24 protein-coding genes are annotated in these 19911 nt (G+C 44.5%); 16 read left to right on the top strand and 8 right to left on the bottom strand.

The window, feature by feature from the left end:
* Nucleotides 1–70: 70 nt before the first annotated feature.
* Together QNH36_RS02315 and QNH36_RS02320 are read right to left on the bottom strand one after the other, a co-directional pair.
* Nucleotides 71–2194, bottom strand: a complete 2124-nt coding sequence (locus QNH36_RS02315) for an MMPL family transporter (protein ID WP_283904585.1) — start codon at nt 2192–2194, stop codon at nt 71–73.
* Between the two features lie 88 nt (nt 2195–2282).
* Entirely contained in the window at nt 2283–3155 is an 873-nt protein-coding gene (locus QNH36_RS02320; RefSeq protein ID WP_283904586.1) for a MerR family transcriptional regulator, read from the bottom strand.
* Between the two features lie 172 nt (nt 3156–3327).
* Here QNH36_RS02320 and QNH36_RS02325 point away from each other — a divergent pair, with 172 nt between their 5' ends.
* Together QNH36_RS02325 and QNH36_RS02330 are read left to right on the top strand one after the other, a co-directional pair.
* Complete coding sequence (locus tag QNH36_RS02325; RefSeq protein WP_144480239.1) at nt 3328–3525, top strand: DUF378 domain-containing protein; 198 nt, start codon at nt 3328–3330, stop codon at nt 3523–3525.
* Between the two features lie 101 nt (nt 3526–3626).
* Entirely contained in the window at nt 3627–3803 is a 177-nt protein-coding gene (locus tag QNH36_RS02330; RefSeq protein ID WP_186326846.1) for an SE1832 family protein, read from the top strand.
* A gap of 237 nt (nt 3804–4040) precedes the next feature.
* Here QNH36_RS02330 and QNH36_RS02335 read toward each other — a convergent pair whose 3' ends face one another.
* The gene (locus QNH36_RS02335) at nt 4041–5117 is read right to left on the bottom strand and encodes a Gfo/Idh/MocA family protein (RefSeq protein WP_186326845.1); all 1077 of its coding nucleotides are present in this window, start codon (nt 5115–5117) and stop codon (nt 4041–4043) included.
* Nucleotides 5118–5353: 236 nt separating this feature from the next.
* Between QNH36_RS02335 and QNH36_RS23945 the strand changes: the two genes are divergently transcribed.
* The 11 genes from QNH36_RS23945 (at nt 5354) to pepF (ending at nt 11816) form a co-directional block, all read left to right on the top strand.
* Nucleotides 5354–5410, top strand: coding sequence for a DUF4083 family protein (locus QNH36_RS23945; protein ID WP_481825313.1), 57 nt, complete (start codon nt 5354–5356; stop codon nt 5408–5410).
* Nucleotides 5411–5535: 125 nt separating this feature from the next.
* Nucleotides 5536–5745: a hypothetical protein gene (locus tag QNH36_RS02340; protein ID WP_144480233.1), complete on the top strand. Its 210-nt coding sequence runs from the start codon at nt 5536–5538 to the stop codon at nt 5743–5745.
* 140 nt (nt 5746–5885) lie between these two features.
* On the top strand, nt 5886–6065 hold the full coding sequence (locus QNH36_RS02345) for a hypothetical protein (protein WP_144480231.1): 180 nt from the start codon (nt 5886–5888) through the stop codon (nt 6063–6065).
* Between the two features lie 12 nt (nt 6066–6077).
* The gene (locus QNH36_RS02350; RefSeq protein WP_144480229.1) at nt 6078–6380 is read left to right on the top strand and encodes a hypothetical protein; all 303 of its coding nucleotides are present in this window, start codon (nt 6078–6080) and stop codon (nt 6378–6380) included.
* Nucleotides 6362–6718, top strand: a complete 357-nt coding sequence (locus QNH36_RS02355) for a hypothetical protein (protein WP_283904587.1) — start codon at nt 6362–6364, stop codon at nt 6716–6718. The genes QNH36_RS02350 and QNH36_RS02355 overlap by 19 nt, the downstream gene beginning before the upstream one ends.
* Nucleotides 6719–6733: 15 nt before the next feature.
* On the top strand, nt 6734–7519 hold the full coding sequence (locus tag QNH36_RS02360; RefSeq protein ID WP_144480226.1) for a nucleotidyltransferase domain-containing protein: 786 nt from the start codon (nt 6734–6736) through the stop codon (nt 7517–7519).
* 58 nt (nt 7520–7577) lie between these two features.
* A complete protein-coding gene (locus tag QNH36_RS02365; protein ID WP_144480224.1) occupies nt 7578–7973 on the top strand; it encodes a TIR domain-containing protein in 396 nt (131 codons plus the stop codon).
* A complete protein-coding gene (locus QNH36_RS02370; RefSeq protein ID WP_144480222.1) occupies nt 7974–8495 on the top strand; it encodes an SF0329 family protein in 522 nt (173 codons plus the stop codon).
* Nucleotides 8492–8986, top strand: coding sequence for a GNAT family N-acetyltransferase (locus tag QNH36_RS02375; protein WP_283904588.1), 495 nt, complete (start codon nt 8492–8494; stop codon nt 8984–8986). Before QNH36_RS02370 ends, QNH36_RS02375 begins: the two co-directional genes overlap by 4 nt.
* A 95-nt stretch (nt 8987–9081) precedes the next feature.
* Complete coding sequence (locus QNH36_RS02380; RefSeq protein ID WP_283904589.1) at nt 9082–9867, top strand: SDR family oxidoreductase; 786 nt, start codon at nt 9082–9084, stop codon at nt 9865–9867.
* Between the two features lie 134 nt (nt 9868–10001).
* Nucleotides 10002–11816 (top strand): oligoendopeptidase F, encoded by a 1815-nt coding sequence (pepF, locus tag QNH36_RS02385; protein WP_283904590.1) that lies wholly within the window; start codon nt 10002–10004, stop codon nt 11814–11816.
* A gap of 48 nt (nt 11817–11864) precedes the next feature.
* Here the strand turns inward: pepF and QNH36_RS02390 are convergent, their stop codons facing one another.
* Entirely contained in the window at nt 11865–12683 is an 819-nt protein-coding gene (locus QNH36_RS02390; protein ID WP_283904591.1) for an N-acetylmuramoyl-L-alanine amidase, read from the bottom strand.
* A 159-nt stretch (nt 12684–12842) separates the two neighbouring features.
* Here QNH36_RS02390 and QNH36_RS02395 point away from each other — a divergent pair, with 159 nt between their 5' ends.
* Both QNH36_RS02395 and putP read left to right on the top strand, forming a co-directional pair.
* Nucleotides 12843–13148: a hypothetical protein gene (locus tag QNH36_RS02395; protein ID WP_144480214.1), complete on the top strand. Its 306-nt coding sequence runs from the start codon at nt 12843–12845 to the stop codon at nt 13146–13148.
* A gap of 434 nt (nt 13149–13582) precedes the next feature.
* A complete protein-coding gene (gene putP, locus QNH36_RS02400; protein WP_144480212.1) occupies nt 13583–15052 on the top strand; it encodes a sodium/proline symporter PutP in 1470 nt (489 codons plus the stop codon).
* An 874-nt stretch (nt 15053–15926) separates the two neighbouring features.
* Here putP and QNH36_RS02405 read toward each other — a convergent pair.
* On the bottom strand, nt 15927–16655 hold the full coding sequence (locus QNH36_RS02405; protein WP_144480210.1) for a ZIP family metal transporter: 729 nt from the start codon (nt 16653–16655) through the stop codon (nt 15927–15929).
* A gap of 489 nt (nt 16656–17144) precedes the next feature.
* Here QNH36_RS02405 and QNH36_RS02410 point away from each other — a divergent pair, with 489 nt between their 5' ends.
* A complete protein-coding gene (locus tag QNH36_RS02410; RefSeq protein WP_283904592.1) occupies nt 17145–18329 on the top strand; it encodes an MFS transporter in 1185 nt (394 codons plus the stop codon).
* A 42-nt stretch (nt 18330–18371) separates the two neighbouring features.
* On the opposite strand, the gene QNH36_RS02415 is transcribed toward QNH36_RS02410, so the two are convergent.
* From QNH36_RS02415 to QNH36_RS02425, 3 genes are all read right to left on the bottom strand, one after another.
* The gene (locus QNH36_RS02415) at nt 18372–18692 is read right to left on the bottom strand and encodes a hypothetical protein (protein ID WP_144480483.1); all 321 of its coding nucleotides are present in this window, start codon (nt 18690–18692) and stop codon (nt 18372–18374) included.
* Between the two features lie 115 nt (nt 18693–18807).
* A complete protein-coding gene (locus tag QNH36_RS02420; protein ID WP_144480206.1) occupies nt 18808–19266 on the bottom strand; it encodes an SRPBCC family protein in 459 nt (152 codons plus the stop codon).
* A gap of 12 nt (nt 19267–19278) precedes the next feature.
* Complete coding sequence (locus QNH36_RS02425) at nt 19279–19701, bottom strand: DUF1801 domain-containing protein (RefSeq protein WP_283904593.1); 423 nt, start codon at nt 19699–19701, stop codon at nt 19279–19281.
* Between the last annotated feature and the right edge of the window lie 210 nt (nt 19702–19911).

Below are 19911 nucleotides of genomic sequence, written 5' to 3' on the forward strand. Positions count from 1 at the left end.
GTATCGAAAAACGAACACACCTCTGGTCATGAAAAAAGGCAGTCCCATATTAAAACGGGACGGCCTTTTCTTATCTTTCCTGCACTGCAGCTGTTTTCTGTTCTTTTTCAAAGAATAGGATCAGAGCCGGCAGCAGCATGCCGCGTACCAGGAAGGTGTCGAGCAGGATGCCGACGGCGACGATGAAGCCGAATACGAACAAGTCGGCGATTGGCATTGTCGTAAGGGCTGCGAAGGTTGCGGCCAGGATGACACCGGCTGATGAGATCACGCCGCCGGTATTGCGGATCGCGATTTCCAGGGCATCCTTCACTCTGTGTGTTTTTCGCTCTTCCATGAATCGGGAGGCAAGGATGATATTATAGTCGATTCCCAGTGCCACCAGGAAGATGAAGGCATAGACAGGGACGCGGGAGCTTAATGCGTCGAAGCCGAATAGGACGTCGACGAGGAAGATTCCCAGTCCCAGCGCTGATAAATAGGACAGCAGAATAGTCCCCATCATGTAGATGGACATCTTCAGTGATCGAGTGAGAGCGAATAATAAAGCCAAAATCAAAATGGTTTCAAGGAGTACGATTTTTACGATATCTCTGTTATTGATTTCGCGTTCGTCCAGAAGCTTTGCTGTGACTCCGCTATAATAAGCTTCGCCGTCAATCGAAAGATCCTTCAATAACCCAGGCGTTTCTTCGCGCAGTTTCCCGATGAAATCAATAGCTTCTATGGAATATGGATTCATCGATAAAGCAACGCTGAGCTTCAGGGCCTTCTGATCTTCGGATTGTGCAGAAACCCGGACGGACGCAATTTCATCATATTTTTGCCATTGTTCGATGATGGCATTTGTATCTTCCTCTGTAAAAGCGTCATCACTTTCAACAAGCATGGTTGTTGGTGCCAGTTCCCCTTTATCGTACCGGGCCTCGACGATTTCATACCCGACTCGTGACGGCAGGTCTTCAGGGAATTTTTTTACCGTATCGAATTCAAAGTCGAGGTTGAGGACATTGAATGCGGTGATAACCAGGAAAACAGCGACGAGTCCGCCCGAGATGACAGGCTTGTTGACAACGAATCTGGCGACCGGCCCCCAGATCCCATGCTTTACTTCGGTTTCCTGACCGTATTTTGGAACCTTCGGCCAGAATGCTTTGCGTCCGAATAACGTGAACAGCGCCGGCAGCAGCGTGACCGATGCAATTATGATGAAGAACATGGCCGTCCCGAAAACGGGTGCGAAATTCAGGTAATCACGGAAATCGGCAAAGAACAGGATAAGCATGGCAGCGAGAACAGTGCCACCTGCAAAGAACACAGGCTCGCCAGTTGCACGCATCGCATATTTCATTGCTTCATATTTGCTTTCATATTTGTTCAGCTCCTCGCGATAGCGGGAGAAAACAAACAAGGAATAGTCAATGACCGCTGCAAAAAGCAGGATACTCATGATCGAAGAAGTCTGGCTGCTGACCTCCAGGCCACCTGCACCCATGAGCGCTACAGTTTGGTTCACGACCTGATAGACGATGACCGTCGCAAGCAGCGGGATGATCGCGAGCAGGGGTGAGCGGTAAATGACAATCAGCAAAATCAAAATGATAAGGACTGTTGCGATCAGCAGGACAAAGTCAGCTTGTTCAAACAGCTTGACGGTATCTCCGGCAATCCCGGCTGGTCCTGTAATATAAAACTCGGTGCTTTCAAGATTTTTAGCAATCTTATTGCCGGTTTCGAGTGTCTTGTCGTTGATCTCGGAATACTCGCTGTTTCCGAGTCCCTTTTCCAGCTCCATCGGGACGATGATCGTCGACCCATCCTCAGAGATGAAACCGCCCAATGCCTGAGGCGGGAGCGCGCTGATATTGACAATATTGTCGATTCCATCAATATCTTCAGCGATGATTCCGTTCAATATTTCTTTGACTTCATCCAGGTTGATGTCACCATTTTTATTATGAAAAACCAGGATTCCCGGCGTTCCCTGTTCGTTCGGGAAAAGTTTTTCCGTCTTTTTCTCGGCAATCATCGATTTTGCTTCATCAGGAAGCGATTGAAAGTTGGTCGTTTTGTACTCGCTAAGCATCGGACCAGCACTTAAGCCGACCATCAGGACAAGCCAGGCGATAAGTGTGATCCACATGCCGCGCTTTGTTGAGACCCAATCGGTAATTGGATGTAAAAGTTTTTTCACAAATAATCCTCCCTCATAATACTACAGTTCAAGCTTATCATTTCGCTTTTCTATAGTGTCAGCTTGTCTAAGGCATTTTTGTTAAACATCATCGCATATATGAGGCATACCATTCATCCCAATCAGAACCGAGCGAGTAGGTGACCGATTTGGATTCAAGCTTCGGACAGTCTTTGATGCAGCTTCCTCCAACGATGAATTTCAGGGATGGATCCATTTTGAGACTAGAGCGAATCCAATCCTCCACCTTGGCAATCGGAGCAGGGTTGGTCATCGAGATGGCCACAATGCTGATGTCCTTCATTTTTATCAAACCCGCCAATCCCTCAAGAGGGGTGTTAGGGCCTAAATAGATGACGTCATGGCCTTTCTTTTTCAAGAATAAGCTGAAGACCATCAGTCCGATTTGGTGGTGTTCCCCCTCTGGACAAAAGGCCAGTACTTTTGGGAGTGCGGGGTGAACAGGGAGGACCCGCAAAAATTGGCTGCAGCGGTTAAGGATGAACTGCGAAGCAAAATGCTCCTGGGCGACACTGATAACGTCCTTCTCCCACTCATCCCCGACCTTATACAAAACCTGAACCAGGATAAAATGGAAGACCTCTTCAAAGTCATATAAAGAAAAAGCGAGATCCGTAAGCTGATTCGCTTTCTGGGAATCTAGATTGACCAGGGCATTGTAGAGCTCATCTTTCAACTCGCTGAATTTACTATTTTCAGATGGAGGTGTGGCAGGTGCTGGCGCAGATTCCTGTAAAAGCCGGACTGCATCACTGATTTTCATGTCTTTTTCATGCACCTGTTTCTTGATCCATTTGAGTGTTTCAACATCTTTTTCGCTATATAACCGGTGGCCGCCCTCCGTCCTTTTAGGCGTAACGACATTGTAGCGGTTTTCCCAAGCCCTGATTGTGACCGCAGGAATATCCAATCGTTCAGAAACCTGTTTAATGCTATACAAACTATTCACCTCCACTCCTCATTATAGATAAGTTATACAAAAATTACACAGACAAAATGTTGTTAAATCAACTTTCTGAAAATATTATCTAAAATGTTTGCATTATTTGTATAGGTTTTGTATAATTAATTTTGAAAGGTTATACAAAAATTATACATTAGGCGGTGTTATCTTGAAAACTTTAAATCTGTTATCATTAGTATTGCTTATTGTCGGCGGTCTAAATTGGCTTTTAGTTGGATTATTTGAATGGGACCTAGTCGGAGGAATCTTCGGCGGCATGGACAGCCCAATCGCAAAGGTAGTCTACATTCTTGTAGGTCTCGCAGCTATCTACAGCATCACGCTTTTATCAAAAGTGAATAAATAATCAGATGGAAGGGCGTACAATGCTGTACGCCTTTTTGTGTGCCCAAAAGCTTGGAGAATGCTATCCTATAGGAAGAAAACGTCAAAGCAGGGGGAATGGAAATGGATAAAAGAGAAATTGAATACAAAATCGTCGAACTAAAGGATGAGTACCTGCAGCTCCAGCATAATCTCGAGAAATTGGAATCCGTAAAAGGCAATCTCCATCCGCTGGAAAAGCGTCTTGCCGCGATTGAAGAGGAATTAAGCACATTGAATACTATGCTTCGTGAGATGTAGAACGACAGCCTAATATTTGATTAGGTTTCTTTCTCGGGATATAAAAGGCATGAGTCCAATTGGATATGGGACTCATGCCTGGTTATTTTGCAAAACCACAGGGTTGATTAAACCCATTTTTCCCATCGGCCACAGCGTTAGGCATTATTAATCAAACGTTTGATTAATAATTTGGATGTGAGCCATCTTTAGACTTTTCCTCACATACTTGTGGCTGTAATTCCAAACTGGGATCGTTTATTTCACTTCTGCTTTCCTGCCTTCGCGAGCAGAGGCCCTGACTGCGTCCAATACTTTTTGTGTCGAATGTGCCTGCTCAAAATCTGCGAGATAGGGGTGCTTTTCTCCGGAAACCAGCGTTTCATGTAGCGCATCCAAAGCCCTCTGGAAGCCGTTATAATATCGGGCTGCAACCTCTGGCATACCAGAAGGAGCTTCTATATCCGGCACCAGGTCAACTTCTTCGAGTGGTGAATCTCCGGCGGAAAGCAGGACCTTATTGTCATCCAGCATTACAAGGGTGCCTTCCGTACCGAATATTTCAAGACGCCATGTGTTCTCGGTTTTGCGCGCAGCAGAAATGAGTTCCAGTGTTACAGTCGCGCCGTTTTCCAGTGAGCCGATGATCTGGAAAGCATCATCCGCTGTCCGGTGTTCTGTATTCCCGTTATCATCCGTCTGATTGGGAACATGGATTGGGAGCTGCGCAAACACCTCTTTAAATTTGCTATCAAGCCACCATTGAAGGGAGTCTGTCATATGGGAGCCAATCGCGCCAAGCATGCCGCCGCCTTTTTCTTCCTGTCCCAGCCAGCCGCGGGGTTTTGATACCAGGCCAGTATAGCTCGCAAATGAGCACAAGTAACGGACATGTAAAACTTCCCCGAGTTTCCCACTCTCAAGGATTTCCTTTACCCTTGTACGGGCCGGAAGGAAGCGAAATTCATGGTTGATCAGCCCAAGTTTTCCCGCCTTGTCTCTCTCCGTAATCATTTCTTCTGTTTCGGCAACATTCAGAGCCATTGGTTTTTCACATACTACATGGACGCCCTTCTCAAAGGCAGCTTTAACCATTTCCTTATGTAAATTAACTGCAGATGCGACCACTACTAAATCGAGAGCTTCCTCTTCAAGCATTTGCCGCCAGTCAGTATAGATATTTTCAATCCCGCTTGCGTTCCTTGCTTCCTCAATATTGCCCCTCGATACACTCGATACAGCTACAACCTCGAACCCTACGTGGTAGTCCATCATTGGTGCATGGACTTTTGCGCCAAAACCCGTTCCGATTATTCCCACTCTAAACTTTCCCAAAATTACCACCCCTGTCCAGAATTTAGTTTAATAGTAAATCCAGCAGGGGTGGAATGTAAATGGATTAGGTCTATTTATCACTAAATTATGATAAAATTGGGCAAAAAAGGGTGGATAATATGAATATTGGGGATCTGTTATTTCAACTATTATTTTTCATTTTTCTAATCGGAATGTTCGCGGCGGTTTTCTATGCAGTTCGGTCACTGGTCATAGGGCCTGACAAGCAGTAGAGCATGGAACAAAAACTGGATCGGATTATAGAGCTGCTTGAAAAGGATAATAAGGAATAAACAGTTTATATAATTGTATGTCTGCACATGGTATAATGAGGAACTCAGGATTATATGAATTTCACCAAAATTGCACGGATGCCTGATAAGCCTCCGCCTGGCGATTCAAATATGGAGGTATAAAGATGAACAAGCGATGGACGATCGATAAGATTAAAGAGTTTGTAGAGAAAAATTCAGCGAGTAAGCTTTTGACGACGGAGTACCATGGCTTTTCGCAAAAACTACTGTTTAAATGCGAATGCGGCAACAATTTCGAAAAATCATTCAAGAAGTTCAAGGATAATCATCAGCGCAAATGCGAAGTGTGCCAGCCGCCGAAAGCTTCACGTTAATTGAATAGAATGTATGCTGCCAATCCTGGCAGCATTTTTTCTTTTAGAGTAATTGAATATTACCAGCAGAAGCGTCAATCAGCAGGATTCACGCTTCTTTTTGTTGAAATAAACGAAGAGAAACTACAGGAGCAAAGAGAATGAAGAGATATATGCTTAAAAAGAATTTCAGGGGATTGAAGAAAGGGACGCAATTCTATTTGATAGCTGATTCCGAATTCATCGGTGTAAAAGAGTATGTGCTGCGCACTAAAGATTTGACGACGAGGATTGCGGTCAATGAGAGAGAGTTTCGAGGGAATTTCATTTTATTGAATTAGGAGAGAGCGGGCATGTATTTGTTATTAGCGATCTTACTAAGCCTGGTTCTGGGATATTTTTTACTAGTGATCGGGCCGATTTTTGGCGGTGTAATTGCATTTGGGGTGATTGCAGGCAGTTTATTCAGAGCGGTTTACTTGCTGAATGATATTCGTAAAAGGCTGGTGATCATGTCGCCGGATATAAAGGAGGTTTCGGAGCAGAAGCAGGTGTCAGAAATCATTCCGGAGCATTTGCAAAGTCCGGTTGCGTATAAAAAACACCTGGCAGGAAAGCAACCGAGCGGGGGATCTGAATGCAACTCACAGCAATAGTGGTCTTTGCAGTTGTCTGGGGCGGGCTGATGGTCTATTTCCTGACTCCTTTTAACGATCGATATCGTTTGGATGGTAATGTGGCGTTTTCAAAGGCTTTCCGGGTGAGTTTGAAGAGGTTGATTTTACATAAAATGGCCATTCTTGCTTTGCTGCTGTTATTGTTTACGGTGATGAGCATCAGGTCATATTTTATATCAGCTGAAGAGTATGACAGGATGCACGGAATCAACAGGGAATATGATAGTCCAGTTTTTTATATGATCAGCGTCATTATATATGCCGCAATCCTGTATCTATTTTTGGCCATCAGATGGGCCGTGAAAACAGCAAAGTGAATGGAGAGAATCGTTTTGAAAGAGACCATTTTAAAATCCCTTACAAAAATCGAAGAAGACTTTGATGTGAAAATCCTTTATGCGGTTGAATCCGGCAGCAGGGCCTGGGAATTTCCTTCAAAGGATAGTGATTATGATGTCCGTTTCATCTATGTTCATAAAAAAGAAGACTATCTGACGATTGACCAGATGGGGATCGGCAAGAAAAGAGATGTGATCGAATTGCCGATCAATGATTTGCTGGATATCACCGGGTGGGAACTGACCAAGGCCCTGAAGTTATTCAGAAAATCAAATCCGCCGTTAATGGAATGGCTGCGATCAGGGATCGTGTACTATGAGGATTTTTCAACTGTCGACAAGATGAAGGAGCTAAGCAAAGAGGTTTTCGCGCCGAATTCCTGCCTGCACCATTATTTGAATATGGCGAGCAATAATTTCAGGGAGTACTTGCAGGGAGATCAAGTGAAAATCAAAAAGTATTTTTATGTCCTAAGGCCGGTCCTGGCTGCCCGATGGATTGAAAAGTACAACGAGTTCCCGCCATTAGAATTTCCGAAACTACTCGAGGACCTTTTGCCTGAAGGGGAATTGAAGGGCGAGATTGATACCTTGCTGAAAAGGAAAATAAGCGGGGATGAACTGGATTTTGAACCGAAAATTGATGTCATCAACGAATTCCTGAACGAAGAGATTACACGATTAAGAGAATATGCATCAACACTTGAAATTGATTTGCCTGATTTCACCCCAAAGCTGGACCAGCTTTTCAGGGATACGCTGGAGGAAGTTTGGAAGTGAGTTTTATAGCGTAGGCTGCCTTTGGACGGCGGTCTTTTTTTAGAGGGGGAAAAGGAAAGTGAAAAAGTTTTACGCTGCATCGAGCTTTAAGAACATAGAGGCAGTTCGGTATATCAGCAAGCAGCTGATCGATAGAGGTTATATTCAGACATATGATTGGACGAGGAATGAAAGAGCCTCTACATTTAAAGACTTAAAAGAAATAGGCCAAAAAGAAAAGGCCGCAGTCATGGAGGCCGATGTCGTGATCGTTCTTTTGCCAGCAGGAAAAGGCAGCCATATCGAAATGGGGATAGCACTTGGACTTGGGAAACGAATCTATCTATATTCACCAAATGGCGAAGTGGATCATTTCGAAACAACCAGTACGTTCTATCATTTGCCTGAAGTGCAGAAATGTATTGGGAGTTTGGAAGAGTTAATACAAGAGGTTATGGAGGAGGAGCTTGCATAATTGCGCAGCCAACTATGGAGTAAGTTGAAGAAAAGATTGGATAGTTTAATATGCGATTCTCTTAAAGGGAGAGTGAATTTTACAGTCACTAACTATCGAAGGGCACACGATCAGATGGGAAGGGCATTTGTCACAGTGGATAAAAAGGAAGTTCTTAATATGTGTACGATTACTTCTGATATAAGACTTCATAGAAAGGATCGTGAATTACACAGACTGAATGAAATGGGCTATGATGATCCCGGAATTAATCGTGAGATAGGTGTTACAGCACACGAATTGGTAAAAAAAGAAGGAATCTATGCACAGTACGATTTTTACGATAGTGTAGAAGAATTTTTGAATCTGCCAATAGATCAGGCTTTGAAATCCGAAGATATGGTCGTGAAAATTCTTGCGTTGATCGACCGGAGGGCAGGGAAGCGAACTTTAATAAAGCTGAGGGAATCGATCAAAAACGAACTGGAGATTATTCAGTATTTTTATAGCCTGCGTTGTGAAGCGGAACAAATAAATGATTGATTGAACGGGAGGGGGACTTAATCGGAAAATATGAGATCAAGCAAATAAATAACCTGCTGGATATTGAGCTGGATGACCTGGTGACTGAAAGCAAGCAAGAGGGCTTTCGGTTTGTGGAAAGGTTGATCAATGACTATAAATATGGCAGTAATACGTTCAGCGATGCTGGGGAAGGGTTGTTTGGCGTTTTCAGTGAGGAAGGTACTCTGATTGCGATTGGCGGCTTGAATCAAGACCCGTTTTCGAATGAAAAGGAAATTGGCAGGCTGAGAAGGTTTTATGTAAGGAAGGCGTATAGGAGACACGGGATCGGAAGCCTTCTGGTAAAAAGGATCATGGATGAAGCGAATAAACATTATAAGGTTCTGGTGCTTCATACTGACACGGAACAGGGGGATCTATTTTATTGTTCCATTGGGTTTTCGAAGAGTGACCGGTATCCCAATTCAAGTCACTATATTGATTGCAAGCAGCAACAGGCTCAGAGTTAATGCTCTGGGCTTTTTTTACATGTAAGACTTCTATGTTTCGCCTGACATTATCGTGGGAAGAGGGAACTATTGTTATAGGATTGGAGGAATCGGAAATGGCGAAAACGATTTTCATCACGGGTGCCGGGAGCGGTCTTGGCCGAGGAGCGTCTCTGGGCCTGGCGAAAAAGGGTCACCGTGTGATTGCGACGACGGAGCTGACTTCGCAGAAGACGGATTTGATGCGAGAGGCTGAGGATCTTGGACTTGATATGGAAGTGTTCAAGCTTGATATAACCAATGCGCGGGATCGTGAACAGATCCGTGAATATGATTTTGATGTGTTTGTCGCGAATGCGGCGATCAATGAGGGCGGACCGCTGGCCGAGGTGCCGATGGATCGGATCCGCGCGCTTTTTGAAGTGAACGTGTTTGCCACGCTTGAAACGGTGCAAATCGCAGCGCGAAAGCTGGTGGAGAAAGGCAGCGGGAAAATCATTTTCATGAGCTCGATGGCTGGCATATCGGCTACGCCTTATGTTGGACCTTATACGGCTACCAAGCATGCAATTGAAGGAATCGCGCAAACAATGAAGTCAGAGCTTGCGGAATTCAATGTGAAAGTGGCGACGATTAACCCTGGAGCATTTGAAACGGGCTTCAATAAGCGTGCAGCTGAGGAGAAATGGAAGTGGTACGATGAGGAGAAGAATTTTACCAGGAAAGAGGATATGGAAAAGCAGGAAGAAGGACTGAAGGATCAGTTTGATCCTGAGGACATGATCGCAAAAATGGTTGAGGTCATTCCTGCCGACCATCATAAATTCCGGACGGTCTATCCAGAGGAGACGGAAAAGCAGCTTAAAAAGACGCAAGAAGAGAGATGGACGATGGACATCTGACAGTGGAGACAAAGCCTGGCATTTGTTTGAGTGCCAGGCTTTTTACTGCTCTGAGACGTCCAAAGATTCCAAGTGTATTGATTTTTTGTTGTGGTATAGCTGTAATAGACGAAAAATAATGAGGAGGGGAGCAAATGACGAAATCAAATGAACGATTGAAAAGGCAGGATGTGGATCAAGAACAGACATGGGATTTGACGGCTCTTTTTGAAACGAGAGAGGACTGGGAGAGGGAACTGAAGGCTGTCAAGGAAGATTTGCCGAAAGTTACTCAATATAAGGGGAAGCTTGGGAATAGTGCAGCTGAACTGCTCGAATGCCTTGAGGCAAGAGAGAAGCTGTTGGAGCGTCTTAACCTTGTCTCGATGTATGCAGATTTGCGGCAATCGGTTGACCATTCCGATTCTGAAAGGCAGAAGGATGCGGCTTTCGCAAGTGATGCCCAGTCGATTGTCAATGCGGAGCTGGCTTTTGCAGAGACGGAAATCATCAAGCTTCCGAAAGGGAAACTAGAGAGTTTTTTAAATGAGGAGCCAGGATTAGACCCTTTCAAAAAGTATTTAAGCGACCTGCAGGATCGGAAGCAGTATGCACTTAGTGAGGAAACGGAGGGAACGCTGGCAGCTCTCGGTTCATTGTTCAGTTCGCCTTACAATATTTATAATCGCGGCAAATTGTCTGATATGCAATTCGTTCCTTTTATTGATGATGAGGAAAATGAAATTCCTTTATCTTTTGCTTTGTATGCAGGAAAATATGCCTCATCACCTTCCAGCACGGTAAGGCGGAATTCATATGAATCTTTTAACAAGACCTTGAACCGTTATAAACATACCTTTGCTGCAACCTACGCAACCCAGGTGAATCAAGAAGTGACCATGGCCAGGCTAAGGAATTATGAGTCTGCCACGGCAATGCTTCTGCATGATCAGCAGGTCACCCAGGAGATGTACGATAACCAGCTGGATGTCATTCAGAAAGAATTGGCTCCGCATATGAGGCGCTATGCAAATTTAAAAAAGCGTGTCTTAGGCCTGGAAAAGATGAAAAACGCCGATCTTAAAGCCCCTTTGGACCCGGATTATAAAATAGAGACTAGCTACGAGGAAGCGGCTGAAACAGTGAAAGAAGCGTTAGAAATAATGGGGCCAGAGTACAGCGAGATGATCAAGATGGCTTTTTCCGAGAGATGGGTTGATTATGCGGACAATGTAGGGAAAAGTACGGGTGCTTTTTGCTCGAGTCCATATGGCGCACATCCATACGTTTTGATGACATGGCCAGATACGATGCGCGGCGCATTCACACTCGCCCATGAATTGGGCCATGCCGGCCATTTTTACCTGGCAGGTAAAAATCAGAGGATGACGAACACCCGCCCCTCTAGGTACTTTATCGAAGCGCCGTCAACGATGAACGAGATGCTTCTTGGAAATCATTTATTGAAAAACACAAACGACACTCGTAAAAGGCGCTGGGTCATCCTGCAGTTATTGGGGACATATTATCATAATTTTGTTACCCACCTGCTTGAGGGAGAGCTCCAACGCAGGGTATACAATCTGGCCGAAAAGGGAGAACCGTTGACAGCAGATTTATTATCCAAGTTAAAATTGGAGGTTTTGAAAAATTTCTGGGGAAATTCTGTTGAAATGGATGAAGGAGCCGGCCTGACCTGGATGCATCAGCCACACTACTATATGGGCTTATATCCATATACGTATTCTGCCGGATTAACCATCTCCACGCTGGTTTCCCGGCAAATACTTGAAGAAGGCAAGCCGGCAGTGGAAAAATGGCTCGAAGTGTTGAAGGCTGGAGGTACGATGAAGCCATTGGACTTAATCAAAAAGGCAGGAGTCGACATGTCCAGGCCGGAACCAATCCATGAGGCAGTTGAATATGTCGGTAAGCTCATCACCGAGCTGGAAGAAAGCTACGAGCAGTAACTGCATGAAAACAGCCGAATCCGGGAAGGATCCGGCTGTTCATACATATTAGTCTGTCGTGATAAATGCATCGATTCCCTGGCTTTCAATCTGCTTGATCAGAGTTTCTGCATTTTCACGATTCGAAAAGGCCCCAGCTTGTACACGGTACCAGGTCTCGCCTGAAATCTCATCAGTTGTTACGAAGCTTTCAAACCTTTTTGCTTTCAGGTCTGCGGCTAGCTGATCAGCATTCGATCTATCCTTAAAAGAACCGGCAATCACTTTGTGTAGAGATTGTACGCTATCGGTCGCTGATTCTTCCCGATCGACATTATCCTTCGGTGTCAGATTGGATGCTTTCGCAATGCCATTGGCATGTCCCCGGGCAACATCGCGTCGCCAGGATTCCTGCTTCATGAGGGCGGCATCCTGGGCATTATCGATAAAGCCGTTTTCTGAGAGCATGGCATCCATCTTTGATTCTCGTAGAACATGAAAATCGGCATTCTTCTTGCCGCGGTCATTGAGCTGGTTCAGTTTCATGACTTCAGTGTGGATGGTATCGCGGTAATTCGCGGTTGATGAATTATTTGAAAGGCTGCTATAGATATAATCCTCGTACCCGCTGGCTGAACCATTGTCAGAGTTTATGTGGATCGACAGATAAAAATCAGCATCCCATGAATTGGCTTCATCAGTACGCTGAACCAGACTTTTCGTGACATCGCCTGTCCTGCTCATCCTGATTTCAACGTTTTTATAGTTATTTTCCAGTATTGAACGGAGTTTAAGCGCAATATCGAGGGTCAAATCCTTTTCACGGAGACCATTTCCCTGCGCGCCAGGATCCGAGCCGCCGTGGCCAGGATCTAAATATAGTTTCATCAAACTCCCTCCTTTATAATTTGCTTTCCATATAGGATATGCTGGGGAAATGTATTGGTAAGGGTGCCTGTCTTGGGAAGAGGGTAGTTTTTCTTTTTTACTGGAACCTTTGATGTTTGAAATCGTAGAACTTAGTAAGTCTGATTAATGGGGTGGAAGATGAAAACTCAGCTAAATGCGAAAAATGAGAAGGACCGGGACTCAGATTTGAAAAAGGTAATGAATATAATCGGTCTATTCATATTTGGAGGGCTAGTACTGACAAGTATCACTAACCCAATGCCAGTCGGGTACCTTAAAGAATATTTGCTTTTCATCGCGGGCAGTGCCTTTATTTATTATGTTCTGCTGAACATCTATTTCATCGGAGGTTTAGCGCGAAAATTGTTTTATGCAAGTCTGATTGTTCTTGGAATGGGCAGTTTGTTCATGGTGCTTTACCTGGTTAGTCATTCATCACATTGAGCAGCCTTATTTTGTCTGTCTTGATGTGAAAGTGCCGTGATTGCAAATGACTGTTCAATTGTGGATTATAATCAAAACTCCTTGCTTTCATGGAGTTTTAATTTGGATAAATATTACTTGCACAGTCGCTGAATAAGCATTTCTGAATTTTTTAAATATATTTACTTCTATTAATTTTGGAAGCGCTTCCATTCCCAACGGACTAGTCAGGGCGCGGTTTTTGCCTGTTCAAAATAAGGTGTAACATCCTTGAAACAATTCAGGATGTTTGTTAGGTTAGATAACCGTAAGCCCCCTGAGGGCAAAAAAAACTTGGACGGCATAATTAACATAAAGATTTTTTCAGTGTGGTTCGGCTGAATTTTTTTGTATGCCTGAGTATATTACCACTATGTTAATTATTTCGTTTAGGGAAAACGAAAAGGAGAGATTTCATGACTTTTGAAGTATTTATATCTTTAGGGATTTACTTTATTGCAATGATCCTCATTGGATTGTATGCATACCGCAAAACGTCTGATCTGTCAGACTATATGCTTGGAGGGCGAGGTCTTGGGCCGTCGGTAACTGCTCTTTCAGCAGGTGCGTCTGATATGAGCGGCTGGATGATGATGGGCTTGCCTGGAGCAATGTACGCCTCGGGTATTTCCAGCGCCTGGATCGCAATTGGGCTATCGATTGGTGCCTATTTGAACTACCTCATTTTAGCTCCAAGACTTCGAACTTATACGGAGTTGGCAAATGATTCAATTACAATCCCCGATTTCCTTGAAAACCGCTTTTCAGATAAAACTAAAATTCTGCGTTCTGTCTCTGCAGTTGTTATTATCATTTTCTTCACGCTGTACACCTCAGCGGGTTTTGTTTCGGGCGGTACTTTGTTCGAATCGGCATTCGGGCTTGATTATCGTACGGGATTGTTCGTGACAGCTGGTGTCGTCATCATTTATACGCTATTCGGCGGCTTTCTTGCTGTTAGTTTGACTGACTTCGTACAAGGTGTCATCATGTTCCTTGCGCTTGTCTTGGTGCCTGTGGTTGCTTTCACAGAACTTGGAGGACCAACAAATGTCATGGAAACAGTAAGTGCAATTGATCCTACAATGATGGATCTCTTCAAGGGGACGACTTTCCTTGGAATCATTTCACTATTGGCATGGGGTCTTGGTTACTTTGGCCAGCCTCACATCATTGTACGCTTTATGGCAATCAATTCTGTAGAAGAGCTTAAGCCTGCACGAAGAATCGCGATGACTTGGATGATCGTATCGATTATCGGTGCTTTGGCAGTAGGACTGGTTGGGATAGCTTATGTTCAGGTAAATGATGTTGCACTTGATAACCCTGAAACAGTATTCATCATGTTTGCAAACATCCTGTTTAACCCATATATCACGGGATTCTTGCTCGCTGCGATCTTAGCTGCGATCATGAGTACGATTTCTTCTCAGCTGCTTGTTACATCAAGTGCGCTGACGGAGGACTTTTACAAAGCGTTCTTCCGCCGCGAAGCATCGGACAAGGAATTAGTATTTGTTGGACGTGCAGCCGTGCTGCTTGTAGCATTGGTCGGAATCGCGCTTTCATACACTCCAAACGATACAATACTTTCATTGGTCGGTAACGCATGGGCTGGTTTCGGTGCTGCATTCGGACCGGTCATGCTCCTGAGCCTATACTGGAAGAACATGAACCGATGGGGGGCACTCTCCGGAATCATTGTCGGTGCGCTAACCGTCATCATCTGGATCAGCATCGATGGACTATCAGAGTTCATGTATGAAATGATCCCAGGATTCTTCCTGAGCCTGATTGCCGTGATCGTTGTAAGTAAAATCACAACAGGACCAGGCAAAGCGGTAAAAGAAGAATTCAATGAAATGGAAAACATTATGACTGAATAAAAGAGTGAAGGCTGCCGGTATGATGCTGGCAGCCTTTATTTGAACTTTCCCGGCTTCTTGACATAGCTCTCGATGATGAAGCTTCATAGGTTTTTGATTTGGAAGATACATAAGGGAACGGTAATGCTGAAGAGTCCTATGTGCCCGAAAAAGAGCAAAGTGAAGGATTTCGGTAACATAAAAGGGGATTATGTGCCCGTAAAAGAGCAAAGTGGAAGAGTTGGATCACATAAAAAGGGATTATGTGCCCGAAAAAGAGCGAAGTGAAGGATTTCGGTAACATAAAAGGGGATTATGTGCCCGTAAAAGAGCAAAGTGGAAGAGTTGGATCACATAAAAAGGGATTATGTGCCCGAAAAAGAGCAAAGTGAAGGATTTCGGTAACATAAAAGGGGATTATGTGCCCGTAAAAGAGCAAAGTGGAAGAGTTGGGTCACATAAAAAGGGATTATGTGCCCGTAAAAGAGGAAAGTGAAGGAGTTGGGTCAGATAAAAGGGGATTATGTGCCCGTAAAAGAGGAAAGTGAAGGAGTTGGGTCACATAAAAAGGGATTATGTGACCGTAAAAGAGGAAAGTGAAGGAGTTGGGTCACATAAAAGGGGAATATGTGCCCGTAAAAGAGGAAAGTGAAGGAGTTGGGTCAGATAAAAGGGGAATATGTGCCCGTAAAAGAGGAAAGTGAAGGAGTTGGGTCACATAAAAAGGGATTATGTGACCGTAAAAGAGGAAAGTGAAGGAGTTGGGTCAGATAAAAGGGGAATATGTGTCCGTAAAAGAGAAAAGTAGAAGAGTTCGGTAACATAAACGAAGAATATGTGCCCGAGAAAGAGGAAAAGTTCCAAGAAAACGACCGGGCTTGTCGCCCGGCATAGTTTATGACAGATGATGCAGAACCAATGAAGCCAGCAGACCAAGCGCGGTGATCAGGCCGGTGACGGGTCCGCTTTCTTCGTAAGCTTCTGGCATCATCGTGGATGCGATCATGGCAATAATGCCGCCGCCTGCGAATCCTGAGATTCCAGACATGAAAGCCTCCGAGGCATCTTTGAGAAAAAAGTAGCCAGACCAGGAAGAAAGCGTGGCAATCACCAGGACGGAAACCCACATCACTGAGATTTTCAGGCGTGAATATCCACTTTTCCTCAATCCTGCTGTACTGGAAAGTCCTTCAGGAATGTTGCTGACGAAAATGGCGATGACGAGAAGGAAGCTAACAGTATTTTGTTCAAGAAGGCTTGCGCCAATCATGATCGACTCTGGTATGGCATCCATGACTGTCCCTATAAAGATCGCAATTCCTGCATTTTCAGCTGCCTGCTTGCCGGAACGTTTCCGGTCGGATGCTCCTTTTCTGGATACTAGTATATCTAGCAGAGTGAAGATAGAAGCACCTGCGACAAACCCGATGCTGCTTGCGAAAATTCCGCCTTCGTAAACCGCATCTCCTAAAAGTTCATAGGAAGCGGCGCCAATGAGGACACCTGTGCCAAAGGCCATGATCCAACCAATGACCTTTTTAGGAATGGAAAAAATCATTGCTGCCAGGGAACCTAGCAATACTGCAGATCCTGACACTGCTCCCCAAAATGCTGCATTCCACATATGTACTCCCCTTTCATAATAAATAAAACTACCCGCTTATGATTGGAACAAAACTGTGGTGTGAGGGGAGGCGTGGCTGAAGTATTCTTATTTTATCCCGTCTAAAAAGATATTATCATCCCATTTTCCCGGCATATGTACCGAGTAATCTTTGACGTCTTTGGCAGCTCGTTAGAAGCAAACATTTTATGAAAAAATTCCTGTGGAGTCAGCTCTGCTTTTTTCAGATAATCCTAAACAACGGTTATGTCATATCTCGCCATCAGCTCGGAAGGGAGGTTAGTGGCGCTGTCCGTGATGTTTTTGATCATGGTAACTCCACCTCTACAAGGTTTATAGCATTTTTAAAAGTATGGTTGCATGCAGGCAGATACTTAAGGCTCTGGACACATCCATGTTAAAGCGTTATAATTTAATTCGTTTTCCGAAATAATTTTATCAAGCAAAATAGACTATTGCATTCAACAAGTAAAGCGAGGAGGAAGCTTGATGCCAAAAGAAAAACTTTGGACGAAGGATTTTATTTCAATCTCGGTCGTGAACTTCGTCATTATGTTGTCGATGTATCTTTTGATTGTGACAATGGCCTCATACGCTGCCGATACATACGACGCTACCAGCAGTATGGCGGGGCTGGCCTCGAGTATTTTCATCATTGGGGTTCTTTTTGCCAGATTGTATGGCGGTAAAGAAATTGCAAGGATTGGCAGCAAAAAGATGTTGCTTGGAGGAATTCAGTTTTTTGTTCTTATATCTGCTCTTTATCTCATTCCTTCTAACATCTATTTTCTGCTTGTCATCCGTTTCATGCATGGGATTGGGATCGGGTTTGCTTCGACAGCAACCGGAACGATTGTGGCGCAGGTTGTTCCTGCCAGCAGGAAAGGGGAAGGGATCAGCTATTTTAGCTTGAGTGTGATTTTATCTACAGCCATTGGCCCGCTGATTGGCCTGGCGATGATCAATGAGTTTGGTTATATGAGCATGTTCATATTCTCCCTGGTCGTCGGTGCTGCGTGTTTGCCGATTGCACTCACAATCAAAGAACCGGTCGTGGACTACCAGGCCGATGGAACGAAAAGCAGAAGGTTCAGCCTGGCTAATTATTTTGAGCCCAATGCCCTTCCGGTATCGATTGTCATGTTCATCATCGCGCTTGCGTATTCAGGAACGCTTTCTTTTATCGCATCATATGCGAAAGAGGCAGGCCTTGTTGAGGTGGGCAGCATGTACTTCTTCGTTTATGCGATCGCCGTTTTATTCTCACGGCCATTCACTGGCAAACTGATGGATGCCAGAGGCGCAAACAGCGTGGCATACCCTGCATTGCTTTTATTTGCGGTCGGAATGTATGCCCTGAGCCAGGTCAGTTCCAGTCTGATTTTCCTGGCAGCTGCAGCGCTGATCGGTTTAGGATATGGAAACTTTCAATCCATCGCCCAGACGGTTGCCATCAAAATGACACCGCCGCACCGCATGGGACTCGCAACCTCCACGTTTTTCATTGCAATGGACATGGGCATAGGTGTTGGGCCATTCTTGCTCGGCTTCATGGTGCCGAATTATGGTTATAACGGCTTGTATCTTGCCATGGTGCCACTGATTCTTGTAGGGTTTATTTTCTATTACTTTTTACATGGTAAAAAAGAAAACAGGCTTGTGCATGATGCGTAAAAGGAACCTCACCAGACAATGGTGAGGTTCTTTTTATACCTTTTACATCGGTGCATAGTTCGTGTTGTTTTCAACATCTGTTTCCTTCTCCAATACTTCCATTTCCATATGAGTCTGCGGGAATCCATTGGCGATCCACTCAGCGCGCATCGCAGAGTCTAGCTGGGTAAGCCCTTTTTCCGCGGGATCGATGCCCGCATCGACACTTTCCATCTGGTCAATTTTCGCGCTGTTCCTCATGTCGGTATCCTCAAGGAAGCGTATCGCATCCCGCTGGCTCTTGCGGTAGGCAGCTGTCAGAAGTACAGCGCCGCCCGCTGATAGCAAGGAAGCCAGTACAAAATTTTTGGTCGATTTTTTCATCATCGGTCCCTCCATCTGAAAATAACTACTCTTGCCCTTTTAATTCCCGTTTTATATGTCTTTAAAAAGACCAGTTATTTACATTTTTGTTGCAGGAGGGGAGATTGGGAACCATTTATCTCATTTTCTCATCAAGATGTTCAAGGATCATTTCCCAAGCCGAATCATGGCGGCTTTTTGATTCTTCATTAGGGAAACCTTTGTGTGACAGGGTTAAAAGTGTCCCATTTTGATGAGATGTTAATTCAATCGTGACCACTGTTTCTGCACCCTCTGTTCCACCTGCACCTGTCAGCCAGGTGAATTCAATCAGGCGATTCGGTACGATTTGCAGAAATCTTCCGTAATGAGGATGCCGCTGTATCTCACTTTTTTCGTCCAATTTAAACACTGTTTCAAAGAAAAAAACTGAATTGACCTCGGCCTTCATAATTAGCGTGCCGGGGGCCGCAAACCATTCGTCGAACTTTTCGGTCCACGCTTCAAAAAGAACCTCAGGCGGGGAACTCATGATCCTTTCAACGGTGAAGCCATATGGCCTGGCAGTAAGATCTGGGATTGTTACAGGTTCCATTCGTATTCCTCCTTATCTTGCAGGGTATCTTTCTTTTAAAAAGGCAACAGACTGATGAATCAGTGCTTTCAATATTTCAGTATCAATATCGTCCACTTTGTTGATGTACACACATGCTTTTCCTGAGGTGTGTTTGCCGAAATCCTTCAACAAAGCCTCTCTTTCGGTGTCGCCAGTGGCAAAATACAAGCTGATTTTGGCTTTGCGCGGTGAAAAGCCGACAAGCGGGGCATCTCCATCATGGCCGGATTCATATTTATAGTGGTAGGATCCGAAACCAATGATGCTTGGCCCCCACATTTTAGCTTGATACCCTGTCGTTTCTGTAAAAATATCTAATAATTTGTAAGCCTCGTCACGCTTCTTTGGGCTTTCTACACTCTCGATAAAGCTGATGACACTATGATCATTTTCTTTTGTTTTTAGTTCGTACACTTTAAAAATCCTCCCTCCATTTACTAAGCATGACTCGTAATTCTACATTCTAGAACAGCCGACTTAAATCCTCTTTATATGACTGGAAAGGGAAAGAAAGGTGGGTTTCGTGAGGAGAGGAACCCTTATGAGGCAAGAAAGGGGATGTATTTAGAGAAGAAAGGGACCCTTATGCGGCTGGAATCGCAATCATAAAGGTGCTTTTAGAAG

This window comes from Mesobacillus sp. AQ2 (genome assembly GCF_030122805.1).
GTDB classification, from domain to species: Bacteria; Bacillota; Bacilli; order Bacillales; family Cytobacillaceae; genus Mesobacillus; species Mesobacillus oceanisediminis_A.